Origin of the sequence: Marinibaculum pumilum (genome assembly GCF_042646425.1) — a bacterium.
GTDB lineage: Bacteria > Pseudomonadota > Alphaproteobacteria > Ferrovibrionales > Ferrovibrionaceae > Marinibaculum > Marinibaculum pumilum.
This window is the reverse complement of record NZ_JBHRTR010000031.1, coordinates 201,255-222,920: the sequence shown is the minus strand read 5'-3', so window position 1 is coordinate 222,920 and position 21,666 is coordinate 201,255. Positions and strand designations below refer to the sequence as shown.

At 69.6% G+C, this 21,666-nt stretch carries 20 protein-coding genes; 2 read left to right on the top strand and 18 right to left on the bottom strand.

Annotation, left to right across the window (positions count from 1 at the left end; translation table 11 throughout):
• The 9 genes from ACFOGJ_RS18505 to ACFOGJ_RS18465 form a co-directional block, all read right to left on the bottom strand.
• On the bottom strand, positions 1 to 166 hold a 166-nt coding region (locus ACFOGJ_RS18505), incomplete at its 3' end, for an SDR family NAD(P)-dependent oxidoreductase (protein ID WP_379903684.1).
• Positions 163 to 1,404, bottom strand: a complete 1,242-nt coding sequence (locus ACFOGJ_RS18500; RefSeq protein ID WP_379903263.1) for an SDR family NAD(P)-dependent oxidoreductase — start codon at positions 1,402 to 1,404, stop codon at positions 163 to 165. The genes ACFOGJ_RS18500 and ACFOGJ_RS18505, both read right to left, overlap by 4 nt.
• A 9-nt stretch (positions 1,405 to 1,413) precedes the next feature.
• A complete protein-coding gene (locus ACFOGJ_RS18495; protein ID WP_379903261.1) occupies positions 1,414 to 2,586 on the bottom strand; it encodes a thiolase family protein in 1,173 nt (390 codons plus the stop codon).
• A gap of 13 nt (positions 2,587 to 2,599) precedes the next feature.
• A complete protein-coding gene (locus ACFOGJ_RS18490) occupies positions 2,600 to 4,267 on the bottom strand; it encodes an AMP-binding protein (protein WP_379903259.1) in 1,668 nt (555 codons plus the stop codon).
• A 7-nt stretch (positions 4,268 to 4,274) separates the two neighbouring features.
• The gene (locus ACFOGJ_RS18485; protein ID WP_379903257.1) at positions 4,275 to 4,781 is read right to left on the bottom strand and encodes an aromatic-ring-hydroxylating dioxygenase subunit beta; all 507 of its coding nucleotides are present in this window, start codon (positions 4,779 to 4,781) and stop codon (positions 4,275 to 4,277) included.
• Entirely contained in the window at positions 4,778 to 6,196 is a 1,419-nt protein-coding gene (locus ACFOGJ_RS18480; protein ID WP_379903255.1) for an aromatic ring-hydroxylating dioxygenase subunit alpha, read from the bottom strand. Before ACFOGJ_RS18480 ends, ACFOGJ_RS18485 begins: the two co-directional genes overlap by 4 nt.
• A gap of 100 nt (positions 6,197 to 6,296) precedes the next feature.
• Positions 6,297 to 7,031, bottom strand: coding sequence for a gamma-glutamyl-gamma-aminobutyrate hydrolase family protein (locus ACFOGJ_RS18475; RefSeq protein ID WP_379903253.1), 735 nt, complete (start codon positions 7,029 to 7,031; stop codon positions 6,297 to 6,299).
• Positions 7,028 to 8,005 (bottom strand): amidoligase family protein, encoded by a 978-nt coding sequence (locus tag ACFOGJ_RS18470; protein WP_379903251.1) that lies wholly within the window; start codon positions 8,003 to 8,005, stop codon positions 7,028 to 7,030. The genes ACFOGJ_RS18475 and ACFOGJ_RS18470 overlap by 4 nt, the downstream gene beginning before the upstream one ends.
• Positions 8,006 to 8,119: 114 nt before the next feature.
• A complete protein-coding gene (locus tag ACFOGJ_RS18465) occupies positions 8,120 to 8,689 on the bottom strand; it encodes a glutathione peroxidase (RefSeq protein ID WP_379903250.1) in 570 nt (189 codons plus the stop codon).
• A 136-nt stretch (positions 8,690 to 8,825) separates the two neighbouring features.
• Between ACFOGJ_RS18465 and ACFOGJ_RS18460 the strand changes: the two genes are divergently transcribed.
• Complete coding sequence (locus ACFOGJ_RS18460; RefSeq protein WP_379903248.1) at positions 8,826 to 10,253, top strand: MFS transporter; 1,428 nt, start codon at positions 8,826 to 8,828, stop codon at positions 10,251 to 10,253.
• On the opposite strand, the gene ACFOGJ_RS18455 is transcribed toward ACFOGJ_RS18460, so the two are convergent.
• Entirely contained in the window at positions 10,198 to 10,920 is a 723-nt protein-coding gene (locus ACFOGJ_RS18455) for a DUF6134 family protein (protein ID WP_379903246.1), read from the bottom strand. The two genes, ACFOGJ_RS18460 and ACFOGJ_RS18455, sit on opposite strands and share 56 nt — an antisense overlap.
• Before the next feature lie 163 nt (positions 10,921 to 11,083).
• Between ACFOGJ_RS18455 and ACFOGJ_RS18450 the strand changes: the two genes are divergently transcribed.
• Positions 11,084 to 12,028, top strand: a complete 945-nt coding sequence (locus tag ACFOGJ_RS18450; RefSeq protein ID WP_379903244.1) for a LysR substrate-binding domain-containing protein — start codon at positions 11,084 to 11,086, stop codon at positions 12,026 to 12,028.
• Here the strand turns inward: ACFOGJ_RS18450 and ACFOGJ_RS18445 are convergent.
• The 8 genes from ACFOGJ_RS18445 to ACFOGJ_RS18410 form a co-directional block, all read right to left on the bottom strand.
• Positions 12,015 to 13,463 carry an amidase gene (locus ACFOGJ_RS18445; protein ID WP_379903242.1) on the bottom strand — a complete coding sequence of 483 codons (1,449 nt, stop codon included), beginning with the start codon at positions 13,461 to 13,463 and terminating at the stop codon, positions 12,015 to 12,017. The two genes, ACFOGJ_RS18450 and ACFOGJ_RS18445, sit on opposite strands and share 14 nt — an antisense overlap.
• A gap of 11 nt (positions 13,464 to 13,474) precedes the next feature.
• Entirely contained in the window at positions 13,475 to 14,281 is an 807-nt protein-coding gene (locus ACFOGJ_RS18440) for an FAD binding domain-containing protein (RefSeq protein ID WP_379903240.1), read from the bottom strand.
• Positions 14,282 to 14,292: 11 nt separating this feature from the next.
• Positions 14,293 to 16,695 carry a xanthine dehydrogenase family protein molybdopterin-binding subunit gene (locus ACFOGJ_RS18435; protein WP_379903238.1) on the bottom strand — a complete coding sequence of 801 codons (2,403 nt, stop codon included), beginning with the start codon at positions 16,693 to 16,695 and terminating at the stop codon, positions 14,293 to 14,295.
• A 4-nt stretch (positions 16,696 to 16,699) separates the two neighbouring features.
• Positions 16,700 to 17,179: a (2Fe-2S)-binding protein gene (locus ACFOGJ_RS18430; protein WP_379903236.1), complete on the bottom strand. Its 480-nt coding sequence runs from the start codon at positions 17,177 to 17,179 to the stop codon at positions 16,700 to 16,702.
• Positions 17,180 to 17,205: 26 nt separating this feature from the next.
• Positions 17,206 to 18,303 (bottom strand): ABC transporter ATP-binding protein, encoded by a 1,098-nt coding sequence (locus ACFOGJ_RS18425; RefSeq protein ID WP_379903234.1) that lies wholly within the window; start codon positions 18,301 to 18,303, stop codon positions 17,206 to 17,208.
• A gap of 19 nt (positions 18,304 to 18,322) precedes the next feature.
• Positions 18,323 to 19,165 carry an ABC transporter permease gene (locus ACFOGJ_RS18420; RefSeq protein WP_379903232.1) on the bottom strand — a complete coding sequence of 281 codons (843 nt, stop codon included), beginning with the start codon at positions 19,163 to 19,165 and terminating at the stop codon, positions 18,323 to 18,325.
• Positions 19,162 to 20,025 (bottom strand): ABC transporter permease, encoded by an 864-nt coding sequence (locus tag ACFOGJ_RS18415; RefSeq protein ID WP_379903230.1) that lies wholly within the window; start codon positions 20,023 to 20,025, stop codon positions 19,162 to 19,164. Before ACFOGJ_RS18415 ends, ACFOGJ_RS18420 begins: the two co-directional genes overlap by 4 nt.
• Before the next feature lie 87 nt (positions 20,026 to 20,112).
• Complete coding sequence (locus ACFOGJ_RS18410; RefSeq protein WP_379903228.1) at positions 20,113 to 21,477, bottom strand: ABC transporter substrate-binding protein; 1,365 nt, start codon at positions 21,475 to 21,477, stop codon at positions 20,113 to 20,115.
• Between the last annotated feature and the right edge of the window lie 189 nt (positions 21,478 to 21,666).

Here is a 21,666-nt window from a genome sequence, read left to right as displayed (position 1 = left end):
GGGCGCCCGCCGGCGGCTGCCGGTCAAGCACCACCACCTCGCAGCCCTCCTGCAGGAAGCCATCGACGATGGCAGCGCCGATGCCGGTGGCGCCGCCGGTGACCAGCACCCGGCGCGGCTGCGGATCGGGCGGCCGTGCTTCGCTGCCCAGGATGTCCGCATTCATGCGCCGATCTCCCGCTCGATCTCCTTCGGGTTCTCCGCCAGCCGGCGCAGGATCTCCTCCGCCACCGGGCCGACCGGCAGCTCCTCCAGGCCGTCCTGCAGGCCGCGCAGGACCGCCCGTGCAACGGCCGGCGGCTCCAGCTTCGGCGGCGGCACCAGCTGGTGCCACTCGTCCTCCAGCGGCCCGAGGAAGGCGTTGAGCACCCGCACCCCGCCCGGCCGCAGCTCCGCCCGCAGGCAGTGCGACAGCGACAGGGCCGCCGCCTGGGAGGCGGAATAGGTGCCGAAGGCCGGGTTGTTCACCAGGGCATAGACCGACAGCAGGTTCACCCAGGCGACGGCGCCGTATTCGCCGTCCGCGCCGCGCGCCCGCATTGCCGGCCCGAATTCCCGCGCCAGCCGCAACAGGCCCAGATAATGGGTCTCGATCTCATCGCGCGGGGTGTTCACGTCCGACCGGTCGACCGCGCCGCCGTCGCGCAGGTGGTAGCTGTTGTTGACCAGGATCTCGACCTTGCCGCCCAGCAGCGCCGCCAGCTCGCGCACGGAATCGCTGTCGGTGACGTTCAGCGGCACCAGTTCGACCCCGTCCATGCCGCGCAAGGCATCGACATAGGCGCTGTGCTTCCACGGCTCGGCATGGCCGACGAACACGGTGCGGCTACCCGCCCGGACGAAAGCCTGCGCCAGTTCCGGCGCCAGCATCGTGCGCCCGTCGACGATCAGCACCCGCCGCCCCTTCGGATCGCAGCCCGCTTCACGCAACTGCCGGTCCTCCCCCGCATAGGCGTCCGGCCGCTCCGGCCGCGCCACCATCACCGCCTGGCCCGACCGGTCCAGCTGCAGCGCCAGGCGCACCTTCTGTCCCTGCACGCAATCCTCCGCCAGATGCGCGACGGCGGAGGGCCCGCAGTCCAGCTGCACCATGCCCAGCCGCCAGGGCAGCCGCTCGCGGAAGAACAGGTCGTTGGAATGCCGCAGCACCGTCTCCGCCACCACCGTGCCGGTCGCCGCCACGTCGCGCCATTGCAGGGCATCGGCCAGGCAGGCACCGCAGAGCTGGCGCGGCGGATACTGCACCGCGCCGCAGGTGGCGCAGACCTGCAGCGCGAAGCGGCCCTGCGCCGCCATCGCGGTCAGGCCCAGCGCCTCGCGGCTGCGGCCGTCTGGCGGCCGTGTCGGCAGGCGTGTGCGCTTCGTCGGGTCCTTGCGCTTCGGCGGCGGCATCGGCGTGGTCATCCGGTCCCCCTAGCTGTCGCTGCGCGCCAGGATCGCAGCGCCGGAACAGAGGCCGCGATCGTAGTTGATCATCCCGAAACCGGAGACCAGCCCGACCCTGGCGTCCGGCACCGCACCGCCCAGGCACTGCCCGGTCACCTGGCGCAGCCCTTCCACCAGGCCAAGATAGCCGCCGGCGGCGCCTGCCTGGCCCAGCGACAGCTGGCCGCCGGAGGTGTTGAACGGCAGGTCGCCGTCGATGGTGAAGTCATGGTCCCGCACGAAGGAAGGCGCCTCTCCCTTGGCGCAGAAGCCCAGATCCTCCAGCTGCATGAAATTGATCACCGGATAGTCGTCATAGGCCTGGACGAAGTCCATGTCCCCCGGCCCCAGCCCGGCCATGCCGTAGAACTCGTCCAGGTCCATCGCCCAGCCGCCGCGATACTGGATCGGGTCGTCGGGGAAGGCGTTGTGCCGTTCGATCGTCGCCAGGATCTTCGCGTGCGGCAGGCCCAGCGCGCGGGCGCGGTCGGCGGTCATCACCAGCACCGCGTCGGCGCCGGCGCAGGGCATGACACAGTCGAACAGACGCAGCGGGTCGGCGATCGGTCGCGCCGTCAGGTACTGCTCCATCGTCAGCGGCCGCTTCATCATCGTGTGCGGATGGCGCAGGCCGTTCTCGCGCTGCGCAATGCACAGCCGGCCGAAATCCTCCGCCGTCGCGCCATAGGCCCGCATGTAATGGTCGGTCAGGAAGGCGAAGCTGGAATTCGGCCCGCCGGAGCCGTAGGGATAGACCGCGTCCCGGGCGAACTGGCTGAAGCTGGCGATGGTGTGCCGGAAGGTGTCGACATGGTTGGTGTCGCCGGCCAGGCAGGCGACGATCTCCGCATCGCCGGCCTGCACCGCGCGCGCGGCCCGCCGCAGCGCCACCACGCCGGACGCGCCGCCCATCGGCACATGGTCCAGCCAGCGCGGGCTCATGCCCAGATACTGCATCAGCCCGACCGCGGTATCGGGCGCCAGGGTGAAGGAGGAGACGGAGAGCCCGTCGACATCGCTCTTGGCGATCCCCGCCCCGGCGACCAGCTCGGCCAGGGCGCGGCCGCAGAACCAGTGCGCGCTGCGCTCCGAATAGCGGCTGTAGGGAACGGTGACCGGCACGCAGACGGCGATGCCGTCATAGCCCTGGCGCCGACTCATCTGTGGCGGTCCATCAGCTCTGGCGCTTTTTCAAGGCGCGGGTGTCGGTGCAGGACGGGCCGTCAAGCAGCGCCGCCGCAAGCGCCTTCAGTTCGCCGCGCTGCACCTTCTGGGTCGCTGTCAGCGGAAGCGTCTCGCACAGCGCCACATGCCCGGGTGCCTTGTAATAAGCCAGCCGTTCCAGGCAGAAGCGGACCAGGCCCTCCGCGAAGGCCGCCTGCTCGCCCTCGCCCACCGGCCGCTTCGGCACCACCAGCGCCATCACCTCGTCGCCGCGCACCGCATCCGGCACCGCCGCGACACCCGCTGCGGCGACCTCCGGGTGCTGCAGCAGCACGCTCTCCACCTCCACCGCGGCGATGTTCTCGCCGGAGCGGCGGATGACGTTCTTCTTGCGGTCGACGAAGCGGAAATAGCCATCCGCATCGCGGGTCACCACGTCGCCGGTATGGAACCAGCCGCCGGCCCAGGCTTCGGCGGTCGCCGCCTCGTTCTTCAGATAGCCCTTGAAGAAGCCGAAGCTCGGATCCGGACCGGCGCGCCGCACCAGCAGTTCGCCCTCGGCGCCCGGCGCCACCTCGGCGCCGTCCTCGCCCACCACCCGGGCCTCGACCTCCGGTGCCGCGCGACCGAAGCATTTCTCGCCCACGAAGCGGGGCTCCTCCGATGCGATGACACAGCCGCCCACCCCGGTCTCGGTCATCGCCCAGGCCTCGATCAGCGGAAAGCCGAAGCGCTCCTCGAAGGCGGCATGGTGGCGCGGATCGACCCCGGCGCCGAAGCCGAAGCGCAGGGCATGGTCGCGGTCGGCGGGCCCCGCCGGCGCGCCCATCAGCATCGCCGGCATCACGCCCAGATAGTGGCAGATGGTGGCGCCGCCCTGGCGGACGCTGTCCCACCAGCTGGTCGGGTGGAAGCGGTCGAGCTGCACCACGCAGCCGCCGGTCACCAGCATCGCCATGGTGGAGCAGGCCAGCGCGTTCATGTGCACCAGCGGCAACGGCGTGATCAGCCGCTCCTGCCCTTCGCGCAGCGCGATCAGCCCGCCGGTGGAGCGGTACCATTCGCCGCCCCACAGGAAATACTCGTTGGGCAGGATGCAGCCCTTCGGCCGGCCGGTGGTGCCGGAGGTGTAGAGCAGCGCGCATTCCGTCGCCAGGTCCGGCGCCCGGCCGGCAAGCGGCGCCGCGAAGGCGGGCTCCGGCACGGCCGCACCGGGTTCCGCGGCGTCCGCGACCGACACCGCCAGCGGCCGGCCGGTCCGCGCTGCGGCATCGGCCAGGTCGGCCGCGCGGTCCTGCGGCACGATCGCCAGGGCGATCTCGCTATGGTCGACCAGATAGTCGAGCTCGGCGGAGCGGAACTCCGCATTGATCGGCACCACGCTGACGCCGAGCGCATTCAGCGCCAGCCAGTGCAGCAGGAAATCGGGCCGGTTCTCCAGCAGGATGCCGGCGCGATGGCCATGGCCGTAGCCCGCGGCGCGGTAGCGATCGGTCAGCCCTTCCACCGCCGCCGCAGCGGCGTCATAGCTCAGGTCGCCGGCATCGATGCCGTAGGCGGCGGCGGTCGCCGGGGTGACGCAGACGAATGGCCGGGCCGCGTGGCGGCCGACGGTCGCGGCGAAGGCGCGGGCGACGGTGCCGTGCGCCAGCGCGATTGCGGAAGTCCGGACGTTCACCGCGGGCTCACGGGAAGCACTGGATCGACGGCCAGGCCGCGTCGCAGTTCAGGATGTCCAGCCGGCGCAGGACGATGCGCAAGGCGCCCGCCTCCTGCCGCAGGGTATAGGTCAGCCGGCCGGCCAGCACCGTCTGGCGGTCGAGCTGGGTCTCCACATAGACCATCTTCGCCGTCACCACATGGCGGTTGGCAGCCGCATCGCTTTCCAGCACCCGCGGCCGCTCCACCACATGCTGGCAGCGGCTGGGCGGCTGCTGGGCGTAGGCGCGCGCGCTGCGCAGCCGTTCGATCCGCAGTTGCAGCAGCAGCCGGTCCTCGTGGTACAGCGAAGTGTGCAGGTCGGGATCGGGCTGGCCCGGGGTCAGAGGTGCCCAGAAGATGCCGTCCTCGGCGAACAGGGCCAGCCAGTCCTCCAGCCGGCCGCTGTCGATCAGCTCCGTCTCGTCATAGACGAAGTCGACCAGCGCCTCCGCGGCGACCGGCGCCGCAGCCTGCGCCGCCGCGGCGCTCATTCCGCCGCCTCGCGGTCCTCGCCCTGCGCCGCCATGTCCTGGATCATGAACTTCGCCCAGGCACGGTACTGGTTGCGCATCGAGATCTCGGAGGTGCCGTTCTCCACCCCCTCCCGGTCGACCGGCTCGTCGGGGCGGTGGTTGCGGTGCAGGCTGATCCACTCGTTGCCGCCGGCCTGCAGCCCCTCCTGGATCGCGCGATAGCAGTGCAGGTCGTCATGGCCGACGACGGAGGTCGGCGCGTTGATCAGGCGGGTGTACATCACGGTGCGCCGCAGCAGTTCGTCGGGCGCGCCCTCCAGCCGGAAGGTCCAGCTTTCCAGCAGGGTCCTGTCGGGGCCGATCGGCCGCGCCACCCGGATCGCCTGGATCGCGCCCTTGATGGTCAAGGTCGGGTAGTAGACCGTGTTGTGCCGCGCCTCGCCCAGGATCGCGCGGGCGCGTTCCTCGCCATAGGCGGCGATCATCTGCTCCTCGTATCCCGGAATGTCGGAATAGCCGGAGTGGATGGAATGCTTCACGCCGGTATGACTGTGGCCGTTCGGCCAGACCCGCACCCCCATATCGTCGAAGAAGCGATAGCTGGAGGCGAAGGGCGAGAGCTGCTCGATCGCCATCGGCGGCTTCGCGTCCTTGTCGCCGACCCGCGCCCACAGGTCCTTCGCCACCTTGGCGGAGGATTCATGCGCCACCATCGGGTGCATGGCGTCGTTCAGGTTCTCGACGAACATCTTCCAGTTGCAGTCGTGCATGTAGCGCAGCACGCCGCCGGCGACCGTCAGCCGCCCCTCGGGCGACCGGTCGACCATATTGTCGATCGACGACAGGCTGTCGCCGAAATAGTCGCGGAACGACAGCCCGCCCGGGTTCAGCTTCGCGAAGACGAAGCCGCGATAGTTCTCCACCCCCGCCGGCCGGCTGAGGCCCTTCGCCGCCTCACAGGCATCCAGGCCGGTGCCCTGATAGCCCTGCTTCAGCGGGATCCCCATCAACTCGCCGTTCAGCTTGTAGGCCCAGGCATGATAGGGGCAGCGAAACATCTTGCCCGCGGAGCCATGCACTTCGGAGACCAGCCTGGCGCCCTTGTGGGCGCAGCGGTTCATGACCACGTGCACCGCGCCATCGTCGCCGCGCACCATGATCACCGGCTGGTTGCCAATGGTGGTGGTGTAGTAGTCGCCGGTCTCCGGCACCTGGCTGTCATGGCCGACATAGACCCAGGTATTGGCGAACAGATGCGCCATCTCCAGGTCGAAGACCTCGCGGTCGACATAGAGGTCGCGGTGGATGCGGTCGCCCTGCACCAGGGCGCGGACGGCGTCGGGATTGCCGCGATAGCGGTGTCCCCCCGGCGGCCGGATTGCCGGGCTGCCCTTCGGACTGTCCGTTGCGGGCGCTCTCGTTGCCTGCGACATGGCTCTTCCTCCCCATCGGCGGGTGACGGAGATGATAGCCGGCGCTGCGCGACCCGTCGTCCCGCAGCCGGCGCGTCGCGACCGTATAGCGCAGATTATTTTAAGTGTAAAATAAATCGCCGTTCGCGCATCGGCGCGGTTGTGCGGTCCCGGCGCCGTGGTCCGGCTGCCGCGCCGCCCGCACCAGGGCACGGAACAGCGCACGCTGGCTGCGGTCGAAGATCAGGAATTCGGGATGCCATTGCACACCGACTGCGAAGCCGTCGCTGCCCTCGACCGCCTGCACGATGCCCCAGCGGTCGCGCGCGACCACCCGCAGCCCCTTGCCCAGGCCGGCGATCGACTGGTGATGCAACGCGTTCACCCGGCTGCGGCGCCGGCGCAGGATGCCAGCGAGCCGGCTGCCGGGCACGATCTCCACCCATTTCAGCGGCAGCACTGTCTTCAGCCGCGGCACCTTGCCATAGACCTCGTAGATGTCGGTATGCAGGCTGCCGCCGCTGGCGACGTTCAGCATCTGTGCGCCCCGGCAGACGCCGAGCACCGGTATGCCCTGCGCCACCGCCGTGCGGATCAGGTCCCGCTCCAGGATGTCGCGCGCCGGATCGGCGGCCGCCACCGCCGGCCGCGGCAGGCCGCCATACATCTCCACTCCGATATCGTCGCCGCCGCCGATCACCAGCCCGTCGACCGGCCGGGCCGGGATCGGCCGTCCCGGCGTCAGGCGGACGGCGCGCCCGCCGGCCAGCAGCAGCGACAGCCAGGTGAACAGCCAGAGCAGCCAGCCGCGGTTGCGGCCGCCGGTGACGCCGATCCGCGGACGCCGCCCGCTCACGATTCCTCCAGGCTGCGCTGGGCCGCCAGCCATGACTGCCATTCGACCGGATCGACACGCCCGCCCCAGTCCAGGAAGGCGCGGCGCACCCGGGCGAAGCGACGATCGTCCGCGGCCAGCCGCTCCACCGCCACCCAGCGCCGCCATTCCGTGGCGATCGACCAGCCGGGCTCGTCCAGCCGGCAATCCGGCAGGCGGTAATGCCAGGCCGGCCGTGCGCTGACCTTCATGTCGTCCACAAGCGCGTCCACCAAGTCGGGGCGGACATGCGCGAACAGCGGCAGCAGGTCCAGGTCGCGGTTGCGGGTCGGGTTGGCGGCCAGATGGTCACGGATCAGCTGCTGCCAGTCGGGGGCGTAGCCCGGGTCCAGCACCTGGCGGCGATACGCCTCCGGGAAGGGGCGCACGAACAGGGTCAGTTGCCGGGACAGGTCGCGCAGGCATTGCCGCCGCAGCCAGTCCTCCATCAGCAGGAAGGCCTGCAGCAGGCGCAGCACGGCCGCCGCCTCGAGGCTCCGCACCTCGACGTTCAGCTGCAGGGCATAGGCGTAATGCGGCCGGGCGCCGCTGCCATGCGCACCGGCGGCGCGCAGGGCGTCGGCCAGGCGGTCCAGCATCGGCAGCGCCGAGAGCGGCATCGGCGGCGCGGAGATCTCGCAGGGGGTCCAGACCTGCAGCACGTCGCCGGCCACCTCCGCCGCCTCTCGCTGCAGGAGGTCCAGCAGGTCGTCGCCGGTCGCCGCCTCCGCATGGGCCAGGCGGGAATCCAGGCGGATATCGAAATCGCCGGCCTCCGCCCCGGTCACCCACGCCAGATGGGGACTGGTCACGGCGACCTGTCCGCCAAACTGCCGCTGCACGATGGCAGCCGCCTCGCCGACGGTCAGGTTGCCGAATTCCAGTTCAACACCGATGCGCCGCAGTCGTCCGTCACGGAAGGCGAGCGCCTCGGGCAGTCCCTCGATGCAGGTCATCCGCGCCCTCCCCCGCTTGCGCAGATACAGGAACGCAGCGGTCCCGCCGAATGTTCCCGCGCTTCGCCCCTTCCCTTCCGCGCTGGGCCGCTTTGGGCGGAACCGGGCGGCGGTTCAGGGTACGGGAAGCAGCCGCTCGACCGCCGCGGTCAGGCGGGAATCCGTCGGCGTCACGCTGGCGGGAAAGCCCGCCACCGCCTTGCCGTCGGGGGCGACCAGGATCTTGTGGAAGTTCCAGCGCGGTACCCCTTCCGGCCCGAGCTGCGCCGCTGCCCACTGATAGAAGGGATGCGCGCCGGGGCCGGTGACCGCCAGCTTCTCGGTCATCGGGAAGTCGATCCCGAAATTGACCTCGCAGAACTGCTTGATCTCCGCCTCCTGGCCGGGCTCCTGGCCGCCAAAATCGTTGGACGGCACCCCGAGCACCACCAGGCCCCGGTCGCGGTAGCTTTCCCACAGACGCTGCAGGCCGTCATATTGCGGCGTGAAGCCGCAGAGCGAGGCGGTGTTCACCACCAGCAGTGCCTTGCCCCGCCAGGCCTCCAGCGGCAGCTCCCCGCCCTCGATGGCGGTGAACTCGTGCTCGTAGGCGCTGCCGGCAAGCGCCGGCGAGCCGGCCGCAAAGGCGGTCGCCATCATGACGACGGCCGGCAGCCGCGCCAGCCGCTTCAGGTCGAAACTCATCCCGTCACCTCATGCTCCACGCCGTATCCTACGTCGCGCCGGCGGGAGCGGATCGGTCGAATCGCCGGCGCCTTGCCGGGCCCGACCGGCAATCCAGTTGAGATGGGGTCGATCAACCGTTCGGGAACAGGCAGGGATGCGGCGTCTCAGACCGGGTTGGGCAGGGCCCCTTCTCTTCGCCTATGCCCTGCCGGCGCTGCCGCTGGCGATGCTGACCCTGCCCGTCTACATCCACCTGCCCGCCTTCTACGGCGCCACCCTGGGCATCGGCCTGGCCAATGCCGGGCTGCTGCTTCTGGCGGCCCGGCTGTTCGACGCGGTCAGCGACCCGATCGTCGGCATCTGGTGCGACCGGTTCGGCCGCCGCTGGGGGCGGCGGCGGGTCTGGATGGTCGCTGCCACGCCGGCGGTGATGCTGGCCACATGGCAGCTGTTCATGCCGCCGGAGGGCGCCGGCGGCACCCATCTGCTGATCTGGTCGCTGTTGCTGTATGGCGGCTGGACGGCCCTGATGCTGCCCTACCAGGCCTGGGGGGCGGAACTCAGCGAGGATTATGACGGCCGCAGCCGCATCGCCGGGGCGCGGGAGGCGATGGTCGTGGCCGGCACCTGCATCGCGGCCACCCTGCCGGCGATGGCGCAATGGCTGACCGCAGGGAACGACAGCGGCGCGCTGCAGGACACCGCCTCAGCCTCCGCCGCCGCCCTGTCCTGGTTCGCCTGGATGGTCGCCGGGCTGCTGCCTGCCACCGTGCTGGCCTGCCTCCTTTTCGTGCGGGAGCCGCAGCTGGCCAAGGCGCCGGCCCCGTCGCTGCGCACGGGGCTGCGCCTGATGGCGCGCAACCGGCCGTTCCTTCTGCTGCTGGCCGCCTACCTCGCCAATGGGACCGCCAACGGCCTCGCCGCTACCCTGTTCCTGCTGTTCGTGGAGCATCGCCTTGCCGCGCCGGAACAGGGGGGTGCGCTGCTGTTGGCCTATTTCCTTGCCGGCCTGGTCTCGGTCCCCCTGTGGCTCAGGGCCAGCCGGGCGCTGGGCAAGCACCGCGCCTGGATGCTGGGCATGGCGCTGGCCTGCGCCGGCTTCCTGGCGGTGCCGTTCCTGGGCGCCGGCGATGTCGGGGCATTCCTTGCAATTTGCCTGTTCACCGGCCTCTGCCTGGGTGCCGACCTGGCGCTGCCGCCGGCGATGCAGGCCGATGTGGTGGACCTGGACACCCTGCGCGGCGGCGGCGGCCGGACCGGCACCTACTTCGCAGCCTGGAACATGGCGACGAAGCTCGCACTGGCGCTGGCGGTGGGCATCGCCTTCCCGGTCCTGGACCTGGCCGGTTTCGATCCGGCCGCAGCGGCGGCCGTGCCGTCCGGTACCCTGGTGCTGGCTTTGCTGTACGGCGCCCTGCCGATCCCGATCAAGCTGCTGGCGATCGTCCTGGTCCGCCGCTATCCGATCGACCGCGCACGGCAGATGCGGATCCGGTCGCTGATCGACCGCCGGCGCGGCGCGGCGTTCAGCCGCCCGGCCGGCGGCGATAGTCGATCACCGAGCCGTCCCGCGGCGCCGTGAAGCGGATCCGCGCCAGGCGGTCCGCGCGGTCGCGCCACAGCTCCAGGTCGACATCGCCGCGGCAGACATGGCGACGGGCCGCGATCGTACCGCCATCTCCGCGAATCCGTTCTTCCACGCCGGCGGTCATGCGCACCGACATGATCCGGCCGTCCTGCGTGTTCAAAAGCTGCGACCGGCCCATCGTGTCGGGGTGCCACCAGCTGGTCGGCAGCAGCGCGGCCGGCACGACCTCGCGCCCCCCGCCCGTCTCGATCACCAGGCCGTCCGCCGTCTGCCGGCCCTGCAGGCGGTGGTCGGTGCCGTCGTCGTCGGTGCGGGTGGTGATGGCCGCGAGGCGGCCGTCCTGCCAGGTCTCGCGGTTGCGGTGGCTGTAGCGGAACGCCGTCACGAACAGCAGGCCGATCTCCAGCTCGATGCGGATATCGACCTCCAGCCGGCCGCCGGCGCGGTCGAAGCGGATCTCATGCCGCCCGATCGGCGCATCGTCGCGACTGACGTCGAACAGCAGGTCGCGCGCCGATGCGGCATCCACCGCGGCATGCGCGCGCCGCGAAACACCGTCCGGCAGGATCGCGCCCAGGCCCAAGGTCGCGGCGCCGCCCTGCAGCAGGCTGCGGCGGGACAGTCCCGCCCGGACGCCGGCATCGTCGTCTTGCGTCGTCATGGCCCCTTCCTCATGCCGTGCATCTCCCTGGCCGTTCTACGGCGCGCCGGCCGGCGCGGTTCACCGTCGACAGGCCGGCGGACGCCGCTCCGGCGGAAGCACGGATTTTGCATGCGATGGAATGCCGGGCGCGGCGGCCCGGCAATACAACCCGGGAACCCGCATGCCCTCCTACTCCCTCGACATCCGCAGCCTGCGGTCCTTCGTGACCGTCGCGGAGACGGGCAGCATCACGGAGACGGCCCGCCGCCAGGGCCGCACGCAGCCCGCCATCACCCTGCAGATCAAGCGGCTGGAAGAGATGACCGGGATGGCCCTGTTCGCCCCCGAAAGCCGCCGCCCGCAGCTGACCGATGCCGGCGAACTGGTGCGCGGCTACGCCGTCTCCATGCTGCGCCTGCACGACGAACTGCTGTCGCGCCTCTCCACCCCGGATATCGAGGGCCATGTCGTGCTGGGCACGCCGGACCTCTATTCCGCCTACCTGCTGCCGGCGATCCTGGCGCGGTTCCGCAAGACCTTTCCGCGGATCCAGGTGGAACTGCGCTGCAGCCTCTCCACCCCCCTCGTCGGCATGGTGCAGCGCGGCGAGGTCGACATCGCGCTGGTCACCCGCATGCGCGGCTTCACCGGCGGACGGGTGGTCCGCCAGGAACAGCTGATCTGGCTGATGGGCGAAGGCCAGGACACCCACCTTGAGAATCCCGTGCCGCTGGCCCTGCTGCCGCCGGGCAATGTCTATCGCGACCATGCCATCGAGGCACTGGAGCGAACGGGCCGGAAATGGCGCATCGCCTGCATCAGCGAAAGCCTGGGCGGATTGCAGGCTGCCGTCTTTTCAGGCATGGCGATCACCGTCCTTGGGCAATCTGCCCAAGTTCCAGGCATGAAGCAGATCGGCATGCAGGACTATTTCCCGCCCCTGCCGAAGGTCGAGCTGCTGCTCTACCAGGCCCCCGGCGCCTCCTCGCCGGCCGCCGCGGCGCTGCACAACTACCTGGAAACCTATCTGGGCCAGCCCCATACCATGCCCGGCCTGGAGCGCCGCACCGCCCCGGATACCGGCAGCGCGGCGGCACAGCAGGCCGAGGGCGTCACGGCGCCCTGAAGCCCGGCCAGCTCCCCGCCCAGGGCTGCGCCGCTTCCAGCGCGGCGGCGATCCGCAGGATCACCGGTTCGTCCAGCCAGGGCGCGACGACCTGCAGGCCGATCGGCAGCCCGTCGGGATCGAAGCCGACCGGCGCGCTGGCCGCCGGCAGCCCCGCCAGGTTGATCGGCCAGGAAAAGGGCGACCAGCCCAGATGCGGGTCCACCGGCTTGCCGTCGATCTGGTCGACACCCAGGGTGCCGGCCGCGAAGGCGGGGACCGCCACCGTCGGCGTCAGCAGCGCATCCACCCGCTCGAACAGCGACAGGAAGCGGCCCCGCAGGATGGCCCGCCGGTGGGTGGCGTTCATATAGTCGGTGCCGCTGTAGGTGCGGCCCTGGCGCACCACCGCGTTGAAGTCGTCCTCCGAACAGGCGAGCAATGCCTCCGACCGGTCGCTGACCGCACTGGCCTGCTCGGTATAGCCGATCGGCTTCAGGATGCTGTCCAGGATATCCGGGTCGAGGCCGGGATGGTCCGGCACCAGCCGCGTGCCCAGCCCCTCAAGGACGCCCAGGGTACGGCGGAACGCCGCGCGCACGGCCGGCGCGACCGCGGCATAGCCGAAGTCCTCGGTATAGCCGATGGTCAGCCCTTCCAGCGGCCCCGCCTCCGCCGGGAAGGCGCGCTGTGGCTGCGGCAGGCTGACCGCATCGCGGCGGTCATAGCCGGCAAGCACTTCCAGCAGCGCCGCCGTGTCCGCGACCGTGCGGCCGATCGGACCGGTATGGGCCAGCGACCCCCAGGAGGGCGGGAAGAAGCCCGGTGCGCGCGGCACCAGGCCGAAGGTCGGCTTGATCCCGAACACGCCGCAGAACGAGGCCGGCACCCGGATCGAACCGACCGCGTCGGTGCCCAGCGCCAGCGGGCCGGCGCCGGCCGCCACGCCGGCAGCGGCACCGCCGGAGGAGCCCCCGCTGGTGCGGCCGAGATGCCAGGGATTGCGGGTGATGCCGGACAGCGGGCTGTCGGCGGTCAGCTTGTAGCCCGCCTCGCAGGTCGTGGTCTTGCAGGTCATCACCGCGCCGGCACGCTGCAGCGCACTGACCACAGCCGCGTCGGCGCCGGGCACATGATCCTTCATCGCCGGCGAGCCGGCACAGGCCGGCACGCCGGCGACGAAGATCAGGTCCTTCACGGACACCGGCACGCCGCAGAGTGGCCCGGTCGGCGCGCCGTCGCGCCAGGCGGCGGTGGCGGCCTCGGCCGCCTTGCGCGCCTGGTCGTACATCGGGGTGACGACGATGTTGCAGCGGCCGTCGACATCCTCCAGGGCGTCGATCACCGCGTCGACGACATCGACCGGCGTGAACAGCCCGTTGCGATAGCCGTCCAGCATTTCCTTCGCGGAGAGACGGGCAAGGCCGCTCCCGGCAAGCGTGTTCTGATCCTGCATCGGGTGGGGGCCTAGTCAGCGCCGGCCAGGATGGCGGCCACGGCGCGCTGCGCCATCACCCGCACCAGGTGGGCGCGATAGTCGGCATCGGCATGGATGTCGCTGGACATCTCCGAGGCCGGGATCCTGATCCCGTCCAGGGCGCCGGGCTCGAAACGCTCCCCCAGCGCCTGCTCGATCGACGAGGCCCGGAACGCACAGGCCGCGGCGCCGGTGACCCCGACCCGGACGGTCGCGCCGGAGCGCGCGACGAAGACCCCCACCACGGCAAAGCGGGAGGCCGGGTGCGGCATCTTCATGTAGGCCGCCCCATCCGGCACGGCGAAATCGACCGCCAGGACGATCTCGCCCGGCTCCAGCGCCGTCTCGTACAGGCCGGTGAAGAAATCGTCGGCGGCAATGCTGCGGCGGTCGGTACGGACCTGTGCGGCCAAGCCCAGCAGCGCGGCGGGATAGTCGGCCGCCGGATCGGCATTGGCGATGGAGCCGCCCAGGGTGCCGCGGTTGCGGACCTGGGGATCGCCGATCCCGCCAGCCAGCGCCGCCAGCGCCGGGATCGCACCCTTCACCTCCGGCGACCGGGCGACCCGGTCATGGGTGACCATCGCGCCGACGGTTACGCCGCCGCCGGACGTATCGATCACCTTCAAGTCCGCCAGGGCGGCGAGGTCGACCAGGTCCGAGGGCTGCGCCAGGCGCTGCTTCATCACCGGCAGCAGGCTCATGCCGCCGGCGAGCAGCTTCGCCTCCGGGTTTGCCGCCAGCAGACCGGCCGCATCGGCCGTGCTGGCGGGCTTGTGATAGCTGAAGCCCTGCATGGCTGCGCCCCCTACTCCGCTGCGTGGCGCGCGCCGGCGCCGTTGATGATCCGCCAGATCCGGTTCGGCGAGGCGGGCATGTCGACATGGCTGACGCCGAGATGGCTGAGCGCATCGACCACCGCGTTGATCACGGTGGCGGGAGAGGCGATGGTTCCCATCTCGCCGCAGCCCTTCACGCCGAGGCCGTTATGGGTGCAGAGGGTGGAGTGGGTCTCGACCACCATCTGCGGCATCGCATCGGCGCGCGGCATGCTGTAGTCCATGAAGGACCCGCTCAGCAGCTGGCCGCTCTCCTCGTCATAGACGCAGTTCTCGAACAGCGCCTGGCCGACCCCCTGCACGATGCCGCCATGCAGCTGGCCGTGGACGACCATCGGGTTGATCACGGTGCCGATATCGTCGACCGCGACATAGCTCTGCAGTTCGACCACGCCGGTATCGGGGTCGATCTCCACCTCGGCGATATGCGCGCCGCCGGGATAGGTGAAGTTCACCGGGTCGTAGAAGGCCTGCTCCTCCAGCCCCGGCTCCAGTTCCGTCGGATCGAAGGCGGAGGCCATGTGCGCGGCCAGCGCGACATCGCCGAAGCTCGCCTTGCGGTCGGTGCCGGAGACGACGAAGTCGCCGGCCTCGAAGGCGATGTCCGCGTCGCTGGTCTCCAGCAGGTGGGCGGCGATCCTGCGCCCCTTCTCGATCACCTTGTCGGTGGCTTTGGCCAGGGCGGGACCGCCGACGGCCAGCGAACGCGAACCGTAGGTGCCCAGCCCGAACTGCACCTTGTCGGTATCGCCGAAGACGATCTCGATCCTGTCGATCGGCACGTTCAGCCGCTGCGAGACGATCTGCGCGAAGGTCGTCTCATGACCCTGGCCATGGCTGTGGGTGCCCATCAGGACGGTGATGTCGCCGGTGGGATGCACCCGCACCGTGGAGCTTTCGAACAGGCCGCCGCGGGCGCCCAGGCGCGCGGCGATGCGCGACGGCGCCAGGCCGCAGGCCTCGATATAGGTGCACAACCCGATGCCGCGCAGCTTGCCCTTCGCGGCGGAGGCCGCCTTGCGGTCGGCGAAGCCGTCCCAGTCGGCGGACTTCAACGCCTGGTCCAGGCAGGCGCCGGGATCGCCGCTGTCATATTCCAGCATCACCGGGGTCTGGTAGGGATAGGCATCCGGTGCGATCAGGTTGCGGCGCCGGATCGTGACCTTGTCGATGCCCATCTCCGTCGCCGCCACGTCGACCAGCCGCTCCAGCAGGAAGGTCGCCTCCGGCCGCCCCGCCCCGCGATAGGCGTCGACCGGCAGGGTGTTGGTGAAGACGCCCTTCACCTCGCAGTAGATCGCCGGGGTGGTGTAGACGCCGGCCAGCAGCGGCCCGTACAGGTTGGTCGGGATGTTCGGCCCGAAGGTCGACAGATAGGCGCCCATATTGGCCAGGGTCTTCACCCGCAGGCCCAGGAACTTCCCCGTCTCGTCCAGCGCCAGCTCCGCCTCGCTGACATGGTCGCGGCCATGGGCGTCGGAGATGAAGCCCTCGCTGCGCTCGCAGACCCACTTCACCGGCCGGCCCAGCCGCCGCGCGGCCCAGGTGACCAGCGCCTCCTCGGCATAGTGGAACTGCTTCACGCCGAAGCCACCGCCGACATCCGGCGCGATCACCCGCAGCTTGTGCTGCGGGATGTTCAGCACGAAGTTGCCCATCAGCAGCTTGACGATGTGCGGGAACTGGCTGGTGCTCCACAGGGTGTGCTGGCCGGTCGCGGGATTGTAGTCGCCGATCGCGGCCCGCGGCTCCATCGGATTGCCGACCAGGCGGTTGTTCACCAGGCTGAGCTGCGCGACATGGGCCGCCTTCTCGAACGCGGTATCGACCGCGGCCGCGTCGCCGACCTCCCAGTCGAAGCAGAGATTGCCGGGCGCCTCATCGAAAAGCTGCGGCGCGCCGGGCTGCAAGGCCTCCAGCAACCCGACCACCGCCGGCAGCGGCTTGTAGTCGACCTCCACCAGGTCGGCGGCGGCACGCGCAGCCTCCAGGCTCTCCGCGATCACCATCGCCACCGCATCGCCGACGCAGCGGACCTTGCCGGTTGCCAGGGCCGGATGCGCCGGCTCCTTCATCGGCGTGCCGTCCTTGCTGGTGATGCCCCAGCCGCAGGGCATGCCGCCGACCCCATCGGCCGCCAGCTCCGCGCCGGTCAGCACCGCGACCACGCCGGGCACCGCCTTCGCGGCCTCGGTGTCGATTGCACCCAGCTCCGCATGGGCATGCGGCGAGCGCACGAAGATCGCCATCGTCATGCGCGGCAGCTTCTGGTCGGAGACATACTGCCCGCGGCCGGTCAGGAAGCGCATGTCCTCCTTCCGCCGCAGCGGCTGCCCGATGCCGGTGGGATTTGTCCCGGTCATGTCGTTCATGGCCTCAGCCCTCCCCGCCCGCGGCACGCATCCGCGCGGCACCGTCCAGCACCGACGCGACGATGTTCTGGTAGCCGGTGCAGCGGCAGATATTCCCTTCCAGCCAGCGCCGGGCCGCGGCCTCGTCGGGGGCAGGGTTGCGGGCCGCGAAGTCGATCGCGCTCATCACCATGCCCGGGGTGCAGAAGCCGCATTGCAGGCCGTGATTCTCATGGAAGGCGGCCTGCATCGGATGCAGATCGGCGCCTTCGGCCAGGCCCTCGATGCTGGTCACCTTCGCGCCGTCGGCGGATACGGCGAGCATCGTGCAGCTCTTTACCGAGGCGCCGTCGACATGCACCACGCAGGCGCCGCATTGGCTGGTATCGCAGCCGATATGGGTGCCGGTCAGCCCCAGGGTCTCGCGCATCAGGTCCGCGAGCAGGAGGTCGGGTGCCACCTCCACCACCAGCGGCCGGCCGTTGAGCTCCAGCGAAATCTCCATGCCCGTTCTCCTTACAGCGCGGCCGCTCAGGCAAGCAGCCGCGATTCCTCCGTCGACCAGGTGGCCAGCGCCATGTCGCCCACATCGAAGGGATCGGCGTAGAACTCGCGCTCTGCCACATAGGCCACGAACTCGCTGTCCTGGCCGGCCTCAAGCACCACCTTCACGAAATTGCCCTGGTACTCGACCGCCAGGACGCGGGCGCCCAGGGCGTTCGTCATCCCGGCCGCCGGCGCGGCACCGGGCCGGGCCAGATGGATGTGATCGCGCCGCACGGCCAGGTCGACTCTGTCGCCGTTCGCCACATGCCGCTTCTCGGGCAGCGGCACGTGGATGCCCTTCATCGACGGCGCGGAGACCAGGATGCTGGCGCCGTTGACCTGCTCCACCTTGCCGGACAGCACGTTCTGGCCGCCCAGGAACTCGGCCACGTAACGGTCCTGCGGTGCGCCGTAGACGTCGCGCGCGCCGCCGGCCTGGCGGATCCGGCCCTTCTCCATCACCACCACCAGGTCGGCCAGCGCGATCGCCTCCATCTGGGTATGGGTGACATGGACAAAGGTGATGCCCAGGTCCTGCTGCATCCGCCGCAGTTCGGTGCGCATCTGCAGGCGCAGCTGTTCGTCCAGCGCCGACAGGGGTTCGTCGAGCAGCAGCACCCGCGGCTCCATGATCGCCGCGCGGGCCAGCGCGACCCGCTGCTGCTGGCCGCCGGACAGCTGGCCCGGCAGCCGGTCGGCCAGCTCCGACAGGCGCACCTTCTCCAGCATCGCGTCGGCGGCGTTGCGGCGGTCCTGGCTGCTCTGTCCGCGCACCCGCAGGCCGAAGGCGACATTGTCGCGGACCGACAGGTGCGGGAACAGCGCATAGGACTGGAACATCATCGCGGTGCGCCGCTTCACCGGCGGCAGCCCGGCGGTATCCTCGCCGCCGATCAGGATCTCGCCGTCGCTGGGATCCTCATGGCCCGCGATCATCCGCAGGATCGTCGTCTTGCCGCAGCCGGACGGGCCCAGGAAGCAGCAATAGGCGCCGTCGGGGATCTTCAGGTTCACGCCGGCCACCGCAACGGTGTCGCCATAGCGCTTGGCCACGCCGGCCAGTTCGATATTGCCCTTGCCCATGATCTGTTCCTCCTTGCCGTCAGGCTTCCATCGCCCGCTTCGCCCGCCGCCGCTGGATCAGCGCGATGGAGCCGAGGCTGAGGCCGATGGCGAGGAAGGAGACCAGGGTGGTGACGGTGCCGAGGGCATAGAGGGAGGGCGAGGTGACGTTCAGGGTCATGCTCCAGATCTCCAGCGGCAGGGTGTTGAGCGAGCCGGCGGTCTGCAGGGTGCGGGGGAATTCGTCGTAGGACAGGGTGAAGCCGAACAGGGCCACCGCCACCAGGCCCGGCAGCAGGATCGGCACCACCACCAGCCAGGTGGTCTGGATCGGCGTGGCACCCAGGTCGCGCGCGGCTTCCTCCCACGCGCGGTCGAAGCGCGACATGACGGCGAACATCACCAGGATGCCGAACGGCAGGGTCAGGGTGAGCTGCGCGCCGAGCGCCGAGGTGCTCCAGCCGGCCGGCAGGCCCAGGAACTGGAACAGCAGCCCGATGCCGATGCCCAGCACCAGGCCCGGCGCCACCAGGGAGGCGATCATCACGTAGAACACGACCCCGTCGCCGGGAAAGCGCCGCCGGAAGCCCAGCCCGGCGAAGAAGGACAGCACCACCGTCAGCAGGGTGACCAGCACCGCCAGCTGCATGGAGCGCCAGAAGCTGCCCTTCACGTCGCCGGTGCGGACCTGGGTGAAGAGGTCCTCGAACCAGTGCAGGGAAAAGCCCTTCATCGGGAAGACCAGGCCGCCGCGCAGGTCCTGGAAGGACAGCAGGTAGATGCAGAACATCGGGCCGTAGAGCGCCAGGACATAGGCGCCGAACAGGGTGGCCAGGACATAGAAGGTCCAGGGCCGGCGGCCGGAGCCGCTGCTCGTGCTCATCGGGCCAGCTCCTTGCGGATGTCGACGGTGCGCAGGATCAGCGCCAGCATCATCACCACCACCACCAGCAGCACGATCGCGCTGGCTGCGGCGGGCGGGTATTGCAGCACCGCGATATCCTCGAACAGCGCACCGACGATGGAGGCGGAGCCGCCGCCGCTCATCACCCGCACCACCAGGAAATCGCCCATCACGATCGACAGGACGAAGATGCTGCCCAGCGCCAGGCCGGAGCGGCTGAGCGGCAGCACCACCAGGCGCACCACGTCCCAGCGGCTGGCGCCGTTGTCGCGGGCGGCCTCGATCAGGCGCTTGTCGATGCGGGCCATGGAATTGAACAGCGGCACGATCATGAAGATCGTCAGCTGGTGGACATAGGCCACCACCACCGCGAAGTCGGAGAACAGAAGGAATTCCAGCGGCTGGTCGATCGCGCCGATGCCCATCAGCGCGCTGTTGACCAGGCCTTCCTTACCCAGAAGCGGGATCCACGAGATCATGCGGATGATCGTCGAGGTCCAGAACGGCACGGTGCAGATCAGGAACAGGCCGATCGCCACCAGCTGGTTGCGAATGTGGAACACCAGGAAATAGCTGATCCAGAAGCCCAGCAGCGCGGTGAAGATCCAGGTCAGGGCGGCGAACTTCGCTGTCGACAGGTAGAGCTGCAGGGTCAGGTTCGACGAGAACAGGTAAAGGTAGTTGTCGAGGGTGACGCCGGGCAGGAAGCCGCCGAAGCCGTCGCTCTCCAGGAAACTTGCGACCAGGACGGTCAGGATCGGCACGATGAAGAAGGGGACGAGGATCACGACCAGCGGCAGGACATAGAGCCAGCCGGTCAGTTTCCTGTTGACGGTCATGGCAGGCGGATCCTCGTCACCATGTGCGGAACAGGGATGGACGGGCGGGGCTCGGCGGCCCCGCCCCCAGGTCTCGCAAGGGCCCGGTCAGGCGGCCTTGAACTCGTTCCAGCGCTTGTTCATGTACGCTGCCTGGTCCATCAGGGTGTTCCAGCAGGAGATGTTTGTGACCCGCTCCACGAAGGAGCCGCCGTCACGCACCGCACCCGGCGGCTCCATCGGCACGCCGTAGGGGTCCATGATCTCCGTCGGCGCGGGCTTGCCCTCGTACCAGTAGTCCCACTCCGCCGGACTCAGGAACTTCTTGGCGGTCGACGGTACCGGGCTGTAGTAGCCGTAGCGGGCGACGAAGGCGCCCTGCCAGCCGGACAGGTACCAGTTCAGATATTCGTAGGCGGCTTCCAGCTTCTTGCCTTCCAGGTGGCGCATCAGGGCCATGCCGTTGCACCAGCCGCGATAGCCTTCATTGCCGTCCTTGATATTCACCGGTGCGTAGGTGCAGGGAATGCCCTTCACCCGGACCGCGGCGACGGCCGGCGACCACATCGACTGGATGATCACCTCGCCGGCGGCCATCAGCTGCACCGACTGGTCGAAGGTGGTCCAGGTGGCGCGGAACTGGCCTTCCTTCTTGAGCTTGATCAGCGCGTCGATCGTCTTGTCGATCTCCTCGCGCGTCATGTTGCCCTTGTTCTTGTAGGTGATCATGCCCGCGCTCTCGAAGCAGAGCGCGGCATCCATGATGCCGATCGCGGGCACGTCCAGGATCGCCGCCTTGCCGTTGTACTTGGGGTCGATCAGCTCCTTCCACTCGGTCACCTCGTGGCCGATCAGGTCGGGGCGGTAGCCGATGGAATCCGCGTTGTAGACCTGCGGCAGGAAGGTCATCCAGTCGGTGACGCCTTCATGCAGGTCGGTGGCATCCTTCTCCTCGATATACATCGCCTCGTAGGGGGAGATGCCCTGGCGGGAGACCGTCTTGCCGTCGAGTTCACCCTTGGTGAAGATCGTCAGCATATTGTCGACTTCTTTGATCCGCTTGCGCTCGATGCCCTGCAGCACGCCGCGCCTGGTGGCCAGCTTGGCCTGCCAGCCCTCGACATCGGCGATGTCGACGGTGTCCGGCTGGGTGATGAAGCGGTTGATCGCGGCAGAGGTGTCCAGGTTCTGCATGGTGACCTTGAAGCCCAGGTCCTTGGAGGCCTGGTCGCCGATCGCCTTCACCACCGAATAGGACACGCCAACATGGCTGAGCTCGATGTCCTTGATTTCCTGCGCCCAGATGGTCGGGAAACCGCCGATGGCGGCGGAGCCGGCCACGCCGCCGGCAACCGCGGCGGTGCCCTGCAGGAAGCTGCGCCGCGAAACGCCGGCGCGCGACGGGGACCGCTTCCGATCCGCCGTGACTTTGCCGCGGGCGCGTGAAATCTTTCCGTCTTCAGTATTGGACATGTTCTGCCTCCGCCGTATGCCGCTAATATTTGGCCATATCGGTGCGTCTGGACCTTCTTTTCGGCCTGTGTTGTTACGTAGACGCTATCTGTACCGGCGTGGCGCTACAAATTTTTTGTTATTATCCGGAACATAAGGATAATTTATGACGTGCGCGGAAGGGTTATTTTGATGTTGCGGCGCAACAAC